The sequence below is a fragment of the Pseudomonas sp. R37(2017) genome, from assembly GCF_002113375.1.
Classification (GTDB): Bacteria; Pseudomonadota; Gammaproteobacteria; order Pseudomonadales; family Pseudomonadaceae; genus Aquipseudomonas.
In genome coordinates, this window is sequence record NZ_NEHO01000012.1 from 60,325 (window position 1) to 72,779 (window position 12,455).

Genomic DNA, 12,455 nt, shown 5'->3' on the forward strand with positions numbered 1-12,455 from the left:
GTCGTTAAAGGCGCCTCAAAACTTTGCTGGATACTCCCGATGCATCTGCGCAAGCAAAGCATCCTTATCCTGCCACAGCTGGTTTATCCAGCCCTGGAATTGCAGGCGATACTCACCATCCTGCTCGTAGTTCTTGCCGATGAACTGCGGCGGTATCCTCAGTTCTTCAAAGTGCACCACCACGTCTGCAACGTTGCCGCACAGCAGGTCCCAAAATCCAGGTCGCCCGGCCGGGTAATGGATGGTCACGTTGACGATGGACTCCAGTTGCTCACCCATCGCATCCAGCACAAAGGCAATGCCGCCGGCCTTGGGCTTGAGCAGGTACTTGAACGGAGACTGCTGCTGGGCATGTTTGCCTTCGGTGAAGCGCGTGCCTTCGACGAAGTTGAAAATGCCCACGGGGTTGTCGCGGAATTTCGCACAGGTCTTGCGGGTGGTTTCCAGGTCCTTGCCTTTCTTTTCCGGGTGCTTCTCCAGATAGGCCTTGGAATAGCGCTTCATGAACGGAAAGCCCAGCGCCCACCAGGCCAGGCCGATCACTGGAACCCAGATCAGCTCCTGCTTGAGAAAGAACTTCAGCGGCTGAATGCGCCGATTGAGCACGTATTGCAACACCAGGATGTCGACCCAGCTCTGGTGGTTGCTGGTGATCAGGTACGAGTGCCGATAGTCCAGGCCTTGCAGGCCGCTGATGTGCCAGCGGGTGCGACGGACCAGGTTCATCCAGCCTTTGTTGAGGCTGATCCAGGCTTCGTGGGTATGGCTCATCAACCAGCCCGAGAGGCGCTGGGTAAAGGCGAACGGCAATACCTTGACGAGCGCCACGCAGAACAGGAACGAGCAGAGCAAAATCGTGTTCAGTGCCAACAGCAATGCGGCGATCACGCCGCGCAGCGGGGCGGGTAGAAAATCCAGCATTTACACATCCATGGTTCGGTTGGCGGCTTGAATCGCGGTCAGGGCGATGGTGTAGACGATGTCGTCGACCTGCGCGCCGCGGGGCAAATCGTTCACCGGTTTGCGCAGGCCTTGCAGCATCGGCCCGAGGCTGACGCAGTCGGCGCTGCGCTGTACGGCCTTGTGGGTGGTGTTGCCGGTGTTGAGGTCGGGGAACACGTACACCGTGGCGCGACCGGCCACCTGGCTGTTCGGCGCCAATTGCCGGGCCACGCTTTCGTTGGCGGCGGCGTCGTACTGCAACGGGCCGTCGATCAGCAGCGAGTGCTGTTGTTCGTGGGCCAGCAGAGTCGCCTCGCGGACTTTCTCGACTTCTTCGCCGCTGGCCGACTCGCCGCTGGAGTAGCTGATCATCGCCACCCGTGGGGTGATGCCGAAGGCGGCGGCCGAATCGGCGCTTTGCAGGGCAATCTCGGCCAGTTCGCTGGCGCTTGGGTGCGGGTTCATCACGCAATCGCCATAGACCAGCACCTCCTCTGGAAACAGCATGAAGAACACCGAGGACACCAGGGTGCAGCCAGGTGCTGTCTTGATCAGTTGCAGGGCGGGGCGGATGGTGTTGGCGGTGGTGTTGATCACACCCGAGACGAGGCCGTCGACTTCATCCAGGGCCAGCATCATGGTGCCAATCACCACGGTGTCTTCCAGTTGTTGCTCGGCCATCGGCGCATTGAGGCTTTTGCTTTTGCGCAGCGCGACCATCGGCTCGACATAGCGCTCGCGGATCAAGTCCGGGTCGATGATTTCCAGGCCTGGCGGCAGCTCGATGCCCTGGGCGCGGGCGACGGCCTGCACGTCCTCGGGCTTGGCCAGCAACACACAGCGGGCGATGCCACGGGCCTGGCAGATCGCGGCGGCCTGCACGGTCAACGGCTCGCTGCCTTCGGGTAACACGATGCGCTTGTTGGCTGCCTGGGCGCGCTGGATCAACTGATAGCGGAACACCGCTGGCGACAGGCGCATCTCCCGTGGCGTGCCGCAGCGCTGATGCAACCAGCTGGCATCGAGGTGGCTGGCGATGAAGTCGGTGATGATTTCAGCGCGCTCGCGATCGTCGATGGGGATTTCCTTGTTCAGGCCATTGAGCAGGTTGGCGGTGTCATAGGAGCCGGTGCTCACCGACAGCACCGGCAGTCCGGCCTGCAGCGCGCCCCGGCACAGGTCCATGATGCGTGGGTCGGGCAGGGTGTCGCTGGTCAGCAGCAGGCCGGCCAGCGGCACGCCGTTCAAGGCCGCGAGGCTGACGGCGAGGATGATGTCGTCGCGGTCGCCGGGGGTCACCACCAGCACGCCGGGCTTGAGCAACTCCACGGTGTTGCGCATGGTGCGCGCGCAAATGATGATCTTGGTCATGCGCCGGGTTTCGTAATCGCCGGCGTTGAGCACTTGCGCGCCCATCAGGTCGGCGACGTCGCGGGTGCGCGGGGCGTTCAGTTCCGGTTGGAACGGAATGCAGCCGAGCAAGCGGAAATCGCCGCTGCGCAGCAACGGCGAATGTTCCTTCAGGCGCGTGGCGAAGGCCTCCATGCTTTCCTCGGTCTTGACCTTGTTGAGGATCACGCCGAGGACTTTCGGGTCTTTCGGGCCACCGAACAATTGCGCCTGCAACTCGACGCGACCGGAGAGTTCGGTCAGCACTTCGTTTTCCGGTGCCGAGACCAGGATCACCTCGGCGTCGAGGCTCTTGGCCAGGTGCAGGTTGACCCGCGCGGCGTAACTGGCGCTGCGGGTCGGCACCATGCCTTCGACGATCAGCACGTCCTTGCCGACGGCAGCCTGCTGATAGAGGGTGATGATTTCTTCGAGCAACTCGTCGAGCTGACCGTCGCCGAGCATGCGCTCGACATGGGCCAGACCCAGCGGCTGAGGCGGCTTCAGGCCGTGGGTGCGCGCCACCAGTTCGGTGGAACGTTCCGGGCCGGTGTCGCCCGGATGCGGCTGGGCAATCGGTTTGAAAAAGCCGACCTTGAGCCCGGCTCGCTCAAGGGTACGCACCAGCCCGAGGCTGATGGAAGTCAGACCCACACCAAAGTCGGTGGGCGCGATAAAAAAAGTTTGCATGCGGATTCTCTGGAGGTGCAGTGCAAAGGTGATGACCTATAACCGGTCGCCTACCGAATTTCAGTCGCCAAGGTTATCGCTAACCGAGCCTTGTGCGCACCAACCGCAGGCAAAGGGTTGGCCTATTTTTTCCTGGCGCTGCGCAGGGTCCATGACCCAGGCGCGGGATTGCCATGGCGGCTGGTGCCGCAGGTGTTGGGTGTGGCCGCAGGAAAGCTCGGCCACCCAGTGTCCGTCCTCGTCCTGGTGAAAGCCTGTGACCGTCGAAACCCGTCTGTCCGGGTTGTGTTCGCTTTCGGACGATTGCTTCGCTAAACTTGGCCCTTCAATCTTCTTATGCAAAAGGTCTCGCCCCATGCTGATCGCCGCCAATAAGGCTGTCTCCATCGACTATACCCTGACCAACGACGCTGGTGAGGTCATCGACAGCTCCGCCGGCGGCGCGCCGCTGGTCTACCTGCAAGGCGCAGGCAACATCATCCCGGGCCTGGAAAAGGCTCTGGAAGGCAAGGCAGTCGGCGACGAGCTGAAAGTATCCGTCGAGCCTGAAGATGCCTACGGCGAATACGCTGCCGAACTGGTCAGCACCCTGAGCCGCAGCATGTTCGAAGGTGTCGACGAGCTGGAAGTGGGCATGCAGTTCCACGCTTCCGCGCCAGACGGCCAGATGCAGATCGTGACCATCCGTGATCTGGATGGCGACGACGTCACCGTTGACGGCAACCACCCGTTGGCCGGCCAGCGCCTGAATTTCCAGGTCAAGATCGTTGCCATCCGTGACGCCAGCCAGGAAGAAATCGCTCATGGTCACATCCATGGCGAAGGTGGTCATCACCACTGATTTCTGCGCTAAGCTCAGATAACTGGAGAGGCGCCCCGAGGGCGCCTTTTTAGTCTGCGGTTATCCCTGACGACACCGCCAAGTGGCTGTTTCGAGAAGAACACGCGAATCTGGAGTACGCCATGAGTGCTTTTCACGACCTTAAATTGACAGCCCTGGATGGACAGGAGCTTCCTCTGGCGCCGTTCAAAGGCCAAGTCGTACTGGTGGTCAACGTCGCCTCCAAATGCGGCTTGACCCCACAGTACGCGGCGCTGGAAAACCTCTATCAGAAATACAAGGCCAAAGGCTTCAGCGTCCTGGGCTTGCCGTGCAATCAGTTTGCCGGGCAGGAACCGGGGACCGAGCAGGAGATTCAGGATTTCTGCAGCCTCAACTATGGCGTGACCTTTCCGTTGTCCAGCAAGCTGGAAGTCAACGGGCATGAACGTCATCAGTTGTACCGCCTGCTGGCGGGCGAGGGTGCGGAGTTTCCCGGCGACATCACCTGGAACTTCGAAAAGTTCCTGCTGGGCAAGGACGGCCGTGTACTGGCCCGGTTCTCGCCTCGCACGGCGCCGGATGATTCGACCGTCGTTCACGCGATCGAAAAAGCCCTGGGCTGATATCTCTGTCCTCTGTAGGAGCGAGCACGCTCGCGATGAACGCATTGACACCGCGGGATGTCAGACGCCCCGCGTTATCGTTGACGACCATCGCGAGCGTGCTCGCTCCTACAGACAGGCAATACCTCTTACCTTTTTGATCTTAATCACTCATATCAATAGTGCTATTCATCACGGCGCGCTCTCCATATTATCGCCGTCATAAATTCTATTCCCGTGGAGCGCCCCCATGCCCGTAAAAGCCCTGTTCAAACCGTTCCACCTCGGCACCCTCGAGCTACCGACCCGCGTCGTCATGGCGCCGATGACCCGTTCCTTTTCCCCGGGCGGCGTGCCTGACGCCAAAGTGATCGAATACTACCGTCGTCGTGCCGCTGCCGGCGTCGGCCTGATCATCACCGAAGGCACCACTGTCGGTCACAAGGCTTCCAACGGCTACCCGAACGTTCCGCAGTTCTACGGTGAAGCGGCCCTGGGCGGCTGGAAGAAAGTCGTCGACGCCGTTCACGCCGAAGGCGGCAAGATCGTTCCGCAGCTATGGCACGTTGGCAGCGTGCGCCGTATCGGCACCGAGCCGGACGCCAGCGTGCCGGGTTATGGCCCGTCGGAAAAAGTGAAGGAAGGTCAGGTCGTGGTGCACGGCATGACCCAACAAGACATCCAGGACGTGATCGCCGCGTTCGCCCAGGCCGCCAGGGATGCCCAGAGCATCGGTATGGACGGCGTGGAAATCCACGGTGCCCACGGTTATCTGATCGACCAGTTCTTCTGGGAAGGCAGTAACCAGCGTACCGACGAATATGGCGGCAGCCTGGCCAACCGTTCGCGCTTCGCCATTGAATTGATTCAGGCCGTGCGTGCCGCTGTCGGTGAAGGTTTCCCGATCATTTTCCGTTTCTCCCAGTGGAAGCAGCAGGACTACACCGCACGCCTGGTACAGACTCCGCAAGCCTTGGGCGAATTCCTCAAGCCGTTGGCCGACGCGGGCGTGGATATTTTCCACTGCTCGACCCGCCGCTTCTGGGAACCGGAGTTCGAGGGTTCCGAGTTGAACCTGGCAGGCTGGACCCGCCAACTCACCGGCAAGCCGACCATCACCGTGGGCAGTGTCGGCCTTGATGGCGAGTTCCTGCAATTCATGGTCAACACCGATAAGGTCGCGCAACCGGCCAGCCTGGAAAAACTGCTGGAGCGCCTGAACAACGATGAGTTCGACCTGGTGGCGGTCGGTCGTGCGTTGCTGGTGGACCCGGACTGGGCGCAGAAGGTGCGCGACGGCCGTGAGGAAGACATTCTGCCGTTCAGCCGTGAGGCGTTGATGACCCTGGTTTAAGCGGCGATGGGGCCCTCAAGGTCATAAAGTACTCAAGGCAAGGTCTGCGCATTCGGCACCATCATCTCCCCGGCACACGCCCCCCGCAGCTGTCCCTCGAATTGCTCGATGATCGTCGCCCAACCCTGGCGACTGGCATGCTGGCGCGCATTGAGCCGCACATTGCGCAGGGTTTCCCTGTCCTCCAGCAGCCATGCCGCTGCATCGCAGAACGCTTCTTCATCCCCCGGCATCGCCAGCACGCCGTTGTAGCCATGACGTATATGCTGCGCGGCGGCCGCCTGATCGTAGGCGACTACGCCGAGTCCCGAGGCGAGCGCTTCAAGCACCACATTGCCAAAGGTTTCGGTCAGGCTTGGAAACAGAAACACATCGCCTGATGCGTAGTGACACGCCAGGGCTTCACCTCGTTGGGTGCCGCAGAAAATCGCTTCGGGCATTTCGTTTTGCAGTTCCTGGCGCTGCGGACCGTCGCCGACCACGATCAGTTTCAGCGTGCGCCGGGGATAATTCGCCTTGAGGGTATTGAAGGAGCGCTTGAGCAGGCCGAGGTTTTTTTCCGGTGCCAGGCGTCCGACATGGATAACGGCGATGTCTTCCTCGGCCAATCCCCATTGCTCGCGCAAGGCATTCAAGCGTTTGGCCGGGTGAAACAGCTCGCTGTCGACGCCTCGGGACAGCAACGCCAGCCGTTCGAAATGCCGCCGCTCAAGTTCCATGCGCTGGCTGACGCTGGGCACCAGGGTCATGGTCGAGCGGTTGTGGAACCAGCGCAGGTAGTGGGTCAGCAGGCGCGTGAGCAAACCCAGCCCGTACTGGTTGGAGTACTGCTGGAAGTTGGTGTGGAAACCGCTGACCACGGAAATCCCCAGCCGCCGTGCCGCACGCAAGGCCGACAGGCCCAGTGGCCCTTCGGTGGCGATGTAGAGCACGTCCGGGCGTTGACGCGTCCAGCGTCGGAGCAGCTTGTGCATCGAGGATTGACCCCATTGCAGGCCGGGATAGCCCGGTAGCGGCCAGCCGCGGCACAGCAACAATTCATCGTCACTGCCCGACTGCTGGTCGCAGCCCTGACGCGGTCGAACCAGTTCCACCTGATGTCCGCGCGCGCGCAAACCGTCGCACAAGCGGCCCAGGGTATTGGCCACGCCGTTGATTTCCGGTGGGAAGGTTTCGGTGATCAGGGTGATATGCAGAGCTGTCGTCATGACCCCAGTGTCGGCTGGGGCCATGTCGTCAGTGTGACGTCGGGATGATGGATTTGTGACTGCGCTACCGGCGCTGATGACTCAGCGCTGCACCACCAGGTTTTCCGCGCCGCGTTCACGTACCCAGAACAACGTCGCGCCTGCCACGGCGGCAGGCATCATCAGGATGTTGGCCACCGGGATCAACAGCACCAGGTACACGCTGCCGCCGAAGCTCATGCTCTGCCAGCGCTTCTGTCGCAGCCAGGCGAGCATCTCGTTCCAGCCCAGCTTGTGGTTGTCCGCCGGGTAGTCGATGTATTGGATCGCCATCATCCACACCCCGAACAACAGCCACAGCGGCGCGGCGATGATGTTCACCACCGGGATGAGCGAGAGGATGAACAAGCCGATCGCCCGGGGCAGGAAGTAGCCGAGCTTGCGCATTTCCCGGGCAAGGGTGCGCGGGATCATTGCAACCAGTTCACCCCAGCTGAAGGCCGGGAAATCATCGGTGCCGCGCACCACTACTTCGACTTTTTCCGCGAGGAAGCCGTTGAATGGCGCGGCAATGACGTTGGCGAGCATGGTGAAGGTGAAGAACACCATCAGCACGACCAGCACCACGAACAGCGGCCAGAGGATGTAGCTGAGAAAACTCAGCCAGTCGGGCAGGGACGGCATCAGCGTGTCGACCCACAGGCTGAATTGATGGCCGGCCAGGTAGATCAATCCGACGAACAGCACCAGGTTGATCGCCAGCGGCAACAACACAAACAAACGCAGGCTGGGGCTCAGCACCAGCTTGAGACCTTCGCGCAGGTATTGCGGGCCGGACAGGACAGGGGCGGGCATAAGAGGCTCCGGGCAGAGGGAAAACGCGCCGACCTTACCGGCTTTGCTTCAGGTGCGAAAGCGCGGCAGTGGTATCGACATTTACTGTAACAAAGACGTCGAGATCGTCGGTCAGATGGCATAGAGACCACCTATGAGCTGGATTGTTAATCCGTATTTCCTTAATCTTCGCCCCCTCGATACGCTGCACCCAATCTTTTTACAGGACGGTCGGGTTCAAGCCTTCCCCAAGCGCTTTCAACCGTTCTTTTTTATTCCAGCCGGCAATCCGGCGTTCCGCGCCAGGTATTCCGGGCCGGTCAACAGGAGCAGGTCATGTCTGAAGTCCGTCATTCGCGAGTGATTATTCTCGGTTCCGGCCCTGCCGGATACAGTGCCGCGGTCTATGCCGCCCGTGCCAACCTCAAGCCACTGCTGATCACCGGCATGCAGGCCGGCGGTCAACTGACCACCACCACCGAAGTCGACAACTGGCCGGGCGACGTCCACGGCCTGACCGGCCCGGCGCTGATGGAGCGGATGCGCGAGCACGCCGAGCGCTTTGAAACCGAGATCGTTTTCGATCACATCAATGCCGTCGACTTCGCTGCCAAGCCATACACCCTGACCGGCGACAGCGCGACTTACACCTGTGACGCCCTGATCATCGCCACTGGCGCCAGCGCTCGTTACCTGGGCCTGCCGTCGGAAGAAACCTTCATGGGCAAAGGCGTTTCGGCCTGCGCGACCTGCGACGGTTTCTTCTATCGCAACAAGCCGGTCGCCGTAGTCGGCGGCGGCAACACCGCTGTCGAAGAAGCCCTGTACCTGGCCAACATCGCCAGCAAGGTCACCCTGATCCACCGTCGCGAAACCTTCCGCGCCGAGAAGATCCTGATCGACAAGCTGAATGCCCGTGTTGCCGAAGGCAAGATCGAGCTGAAGTTGAACGCGACCCTGGACGAAGTGCTGGGCGACAACATGGGCGTGACCGGTGCCCGCCTGAAGAACAACGACGGCAGCTTCGACGAAGTGAAAGTCGACGGCGTGTTCATCGCCATCGGCCACACCCCGAACACTTCGCTGTTCGAAGGCCAGTTGACCCTGAAAGACGGCTACCTGGTTGTGCAGGGCGGCCGTGACGGCAACGCCACCGCCACCAACCTCGAAGGCATCTTCGCCGCCGGTGACGTGGCTGACCACGTGTACCGTCAGGCCATCACCTCGGCCGGCGCCGGTTGCATGGCGGCACTGGATGCCGAGCGCTACCTCGACAATCTGCAGAACGCCTGATTCTGCTTTCGTCGAAATGAAAAAAACCGGCTTCTTAGCCGGTTTTTTCATGCCTTCGGAAAACTCACATCCCCCTGTAGGAGCGGGTGCCCGCTTGCGGCATGCTCGCGATGGTCGTCAACGATAACGCTGGGAGCCTGACACCCCGCGGGGCTCTCAGGTTCTTCGCGAGCATGCTCGCTCCTACAGTGAGTGTCATTACTCAGACCAGTTTCTTCAGGCACGCCTCCAGGATATCCAGGCCTTCTTCCAGTACTGCCGCCTCGGTGGTCAACGGTGCCAACAACCGGATGATGTGCCGCGACTTGCCGCTGGGCATCAACAGCAAACCTGCCTCCCGCGCCAGAGCCAGCAGTTGGGTCAACTGCGCTGTTGCGGGTGAGCCGTCGGCGTTGATCAACTCGATACCGCGCATTGCGCCAATACCGGTCAGGCGCCCCAGGTACGGCGACAGTCTCCCAGAGCGCCAGGCTTCATAGCGACCGACAATCGCCTCTTCCTGTTGCGCGCCCCACGCTTGCAGGTTGGCGTCGGTCATTTCGTCCAGGGTCGCCAATGCCGCTGCGCAAGCGATGGGGTTGCCGGAATAGGTGCCGCCGAGTCCGCCCTTGGGCAAGTTGTCCAGCAGTGTCTTGCGCCCCACCACCGCGCCGAGTGGCACGCCACCGGCGATACTTTTGCCGAGCAGGATCAGGTCCGGTTCTATGCCCAGCCGCGAGAACGCGAAGCGCTGGCCGGTACGGCCGAAACCGGATTGGATTTCATCGACGATCAGCACAATGCCCTTTTCGTCGCAAAACCTGCGCAACGCCTGGGCGAACTCCACGTCCATGGCCAGGAAACCCGCTTCGCCCTGCACCGGTTCGACGATGAAGCACGCCACGTCTTCGACGTCGATTTCAACGCTGAACAGGCGTTCCATGGCTTTCAATGCTTCAGCGCAGGTCACGCCGTTGTCCGCGCTGGGGAAGGGCAGGTGATACACCGGCCCTGGCAGCACGCCGACCTTTTGTTTGTAGGGGGCGACTTTGCCGTTGAGGTTCAGCGTTGCCAGGGTGCGGCCGTGGAAGGCGCCATCAAAGGCGATTACGGCAGTGCGTCCGGTCGCGCCACGGACGATCTTCAATGCATTCTCAGCCGCTTCGGCGCCGCTGTTGGTGAGCATGCCGCTGACCGGATAGTCGACCGGAATGAACGCGCTGAGGCGGTCCATCAGGGCGAGGTAGGGTATATGGGGCGCGGCATTGAAGGCGTAATGGGTCAACCGGGTGGCTTGTTCGCGAATGGCCTCGACGATGCGCGGATGGCAGTGGCCGAGGTTCAGCACGCCGATGCCACCGACAAAGTCGATGTAGCGTTTGCCATCGGTGTCCCACACCTCGGCATTCTTGCCGTGGCTGAGGGTGACAGGGTGAACGATATTGATCGATTGACTGATGGTTTCGCTGCGCATGGATGACCGGCTCGGAAGAAGGAGGACTCCTTTTTATCTAAGCCGTCGGCAGCGGTACCCGGCAAACGAAATAAAGTGGCGGGGTCAATCTAAAAAGTCTGGATGTGTATTTCACATCCCTGTAGGAGCGAGCATGCTCGCGATGAACGCAGGAGCACCGCGGGGCATCAGATTTTCCGCGTCATCGTTGACGACCATCGCGAGCATGCTCGCTCCTACAGGGGGGGTAGCGGCGAGTCAGGGGCGGCTGGGCGAATTTCACACCGGTCAGTCCATGGGCCATCAACGCGCGGATATTGCCGTGATCGCTGCCTTCAGGCGTCGCCAGCACCGAGCGGTAATGCTCGCCGAACGCCAGCAGGGCTTCTTCATCGCTCAAGCCTTCGAGCAACGCCAGACCCAGGGTCTTGCACGAGCCTTCGTTCTGCCCGGCGGCGTTTTCCACGCCACCATTGTTGAAAGCCTGAGGCTGGTAGTCGTAACCGGCGGCGATGAATGCCAGGGTGTCGGCGAAAACGTGTTCGCCGCTGTTGAGGCTGGCGCGCAGGGTGTTCAAATCACTCATGAGGTTTTCCTTTGGCGAACGCCGCCTGTTGTTCGGCATTGGCTTCTTGCTGGTATTGGGCTTTCCACTCGGCGTACGGCATGCCGTAAACCACTTCGCGCGCTTCGTCGAGGCTGACCTCGATCTGGCGTTCGTCAGCCGCCGCCTTGTACCACTTGGACAGGCAGTTGCGGCAAAAACCCGAGAGATTCATCAGGTCGATGTTCTGCACATCCTTGCGGCTGTCCAGGTGGGCCACCAGCCGGCGAAAGGCGGCGGCTTCGAGTTCCAGGCGTTGTTGATCGGTCATGGGGGGTCTCTGCGAGACAGCTTCGAGCGGCAAGCTTGAAGCTGCAAGATGGATGGCGGTGATGCAAAGTTTACAGCTTGGCGCTTGAAGCTTGTAGCTAGCGGCTCGCTGCAAGCGTTATCGACACCGACTCGGCGAATCGCAACGCGTGGGGTTTGTCGACCTCGACCTCGGCGTAGAGCACCGAGGCATTGGCCATCACCAGGTCGAGAATTTCCTGGGTCAGGCGTTCGAGCAGCGCAAAGCGGTTGCCCTCCACATGGGCGATGATCGCCTTGGTAATGGTCCGGTAGTTCAACGCGTGATCGATGTCGTTATCCCGGACCGCTTCCTGGGCTGCATACAGAATGGTCAGGTTGATCAACACGTCCTGCTTGTTGAGGATTTCATCTTCATTGATGCCAATGAAGGTACGCAGACACAGGTCTTTGACCCGGATGCGTGCCATGCCTGGTTGAAGTTGTGGCATTGCTACTTGCTCCGTCCAATCAATTGCAGGAACTCCTGGCGGGTGTTGCTCGACTCGCGGAAGGCGCCGAGCATCACCGAGGTGTTCATGGTCGAATTCTGTTTTTCGACGCCGCGCATCATCATGCACATGTGCTGCGCTTCGATGACCACTGCGACGCCGGCAGCGTCGGTCACCTGTTGCACGGCATCGGCGATTTGCCGGGTGAGGTTTTCCTGGATTTGCAGGCGTCGGGCGAACATGTCCACCAGCCGCGCAATCTTCGACAGGCCCAGCACCTTGCCGGTTGGAATGTAAGCTACATGCGCCTTGCCGATGAAGGGCAAGATGTGGTGTTCGCAAAGCGAATACAACTCGATGTTGTCGACGATCACCATTTCATCGTTATCGGAGGCGAACAGCGCGCCATTGACGATGTCTTCGACACTTTGCTCGTAACCATGGCAAAGGTACTGCATGGCTTTGGCCGCGCGCATCGGCGTATCGAGCAAACCCTCGCGGTCGGGGTTTTCGCCGAGGCCGATGAGGATCTCTCGATAATTCTGGGGCAGGGATAACGTCATGG

14 protein-coding genes and 1 pseudogene are annotated in these 12,455 nt (G+C 60.8%); 5 read left to right on the forward strand and 10 right to left on the reverse strand.

The genetic code is table 11. The features are described 5' to 3' along the window. Positions 1-15: 15 nt before the first annotated feature. Genes CAG47_RS19095 through CAG47_RS19105 form a run of 3 tightly spaced genes read right to left on the reverse strand, consistent with a single transcriptional unit; the run spans position 16 to position 3,408 of the window. A complete protein-coding gene (locus CAG47_RS19095; protein WP_085726394.1) occupies positions 16-921 on the reverse strand; it encodes an acyltransferase in 906 nt (301 codons plus the stop codon). Next, the gene (pta, locus tag CAG47_RS19100) at positions 922-3,021 is read right to left on the reverse strand and encodes a phosphate acetyltransferase (protein ID WP_085726395.1); all 2,100 of its coding nucleotides are present in this window, start codon (positions 3,019-3,021) and stop codon (positions 922-924) included. A gap of 60 nt (positions 3,022-3,081) precedes the next feature. Next, positions 3,082-3,408 carry a DUF3565 domain-containing protein gene (locus CAG47_RS19105; protein WP_085726396.1) on the reverse strand — a complete coding sequence of 109 codons (327 nt, stop codon included), beginning with the start codon at positions 3,406-3,408 and terminating at the stop codon, positions 3,082-3,084. Between CAG47_RS19105 and CAG47_RS19110 the strand changes: the two genes are divergently transcribed. The 3 genes from CAG47_RS19110 (at position 3,377) to CAG47_RS19120 (ending at position 5,800) form a co-directional block, all read left to right on the forward strand. Further along, complete coding sequence (locus tag CAG47_RS19110) at positions 3,377-3,862, forward strand: peptidylprolyl isomerase (protein WP_085726397.1); 486 nt, start codon at positions 3,377-3,379, stop codon at positions 3,860-3,862. The genes CAG47_RS19105 and CAG47_RS19110 overlap by 32 nt on opposite strands. 122 nt (positions 3,863-3,984) lie before the next feature. Further along, a complete protein-coding gene (locus CAG47_RS19115; RefSeq protein ID WP_085726398.1) occupies positions 3,985-4,467 on the forward strand; it encodes a glutathione peroxidase in 483 nt (160 codons plus the stop codon). 229 nt (positions 4,468-4,696) lie between these two features. Next, a complete protein-coding gene (locus tag CAG47_RS19120; RefSeq protein ID WP_085726399.1) occupies positions 4,697-5,800 on the forward strand; it encodes an NADH:flavin oxidoreductase in 1,104 nt (367 codons plus the stop codon). Between the two features lie 32 nt (positions 5,801-5,832). Here the strand turns inward: CAG47_RS19120 and CAG47_RS19125 are convergent, their stop codons facing one another. Further along, positions 5,833-7,032: a glycosyltransferase family 1 protein gene (locus CAG47_RS19125; RefSeq protein WP_085726400.1), complete on the reverse strand. Its 1,200-nt coding sequence runs from the start codon at positions 7,030-7,032 to the stop codon at positions 5,833-5,835. 57 nt (positions 7,033-7,089) lie between these two features. After that, a complete protein-coding gene (gene cysZ, locus CAG47_RS19130) occupies positions 7,090-7,842 on the reverse strand; it encodes a sulfate transporter CysZ (RefSeq protein WP_085726401.1) in 753 nt (250 codons plus the stop codon). 315 nt (positions 7,843-8,157) lie between these two features. On the opposite strand from cysZ, the gene trxB reads away from it, so the two are divergent. Together trxB and CAG47_RS29030 are read left to right on the forward strand one after the other, a co-directional pair. Further along, positions 8,158-9,114 (forward strand): thioredoxin-disulfide reductase, encoded by a 957-nt coding sequence (trxB, locus tag CAG47_RS19140; RefSeq protein WP_046040086.1) that lies wholly within the window; start codon positions 8,158-8,160, stop codon positions 9,112-9,114. 101 nt (positions 9,115-9,215) lie between these two features. Beyond that, positions 9,216-9,305: pseudogene (locus tag CAG47_RS29030) on the forward strand (outer membrane lipoprotein carrier protein LolA); the annotation flags it as partial. Between the two features lie 11 nt (positions 9,306-9,316). On the opposite strand, the gene CAG47_RS19145 reads toward CAG47_RS29030, so the two are convergent. From CAG47_RS19145 to folE, 5 genes are all read right to left on the reverse strand, one after another. Further along, positions 9,317-10,567 (reverse strand): aspartate aminotransferase family protein, encoded by a 1,251-nt coding sequence (locus CAG47_RS19145; protein WP_085726402.1) that lies wholly within the window; start codon positions 10,565-10,567, stop codon positions 9,317-9,319. A 181-nt stretch (positions 10,568-10,748) separates the two neighbouring features. After that, a complete protein-coding gene (locus CAG47_RS19150) occupies positions 10,749-11,132 on the reverse strand; it encodes a HopJ type III effector protein (RefSeq protein WP_085726403.1) in 384 nt (127 codons plus the stop codon). Then, the gene (locus tag CAG47_RS19155; protein ID WP_085726404.1) at positions 11,125-11,421 is read right to left on the reverse strand and encodes a DUF1244 domain-containing protein; all 297 of its coding nucleotides are present in this window, start codon (positions 11,419-11,421) and stop codon (positions 11,125-11,127) included. The genes CAG47_RS19150 and CAG47_RS19155 overlap by 8 nt, the downstream gene beginning before the upstream one ends. Positions 11,422-11,518: 97 nt before the next feature. Continuing rightward, positions 11,519-11,890, reverse strand: coding sequence for a dihydroneopterin triphosphate 2'-epimerase (folX, locus tag CAG47_RS19160; protein WP_007970304.1), 372 nt, complete (start codon positions 11,888-11,890; stop codon positions 11,519-11,521). 2 nt (positions 11,891-11,892) lie between these two features. Then, entirely contained in the window at positions 11,893-12,453 is a 561-nt protein-coding gene (gene folE / locus CAG47_RS19165; protein WP_085726405.1) for a GTP cyclohydrolase I FolE, read from the reverse strand. Positions 12,454-12,455 lie beyond the last annotated feature (2 nt).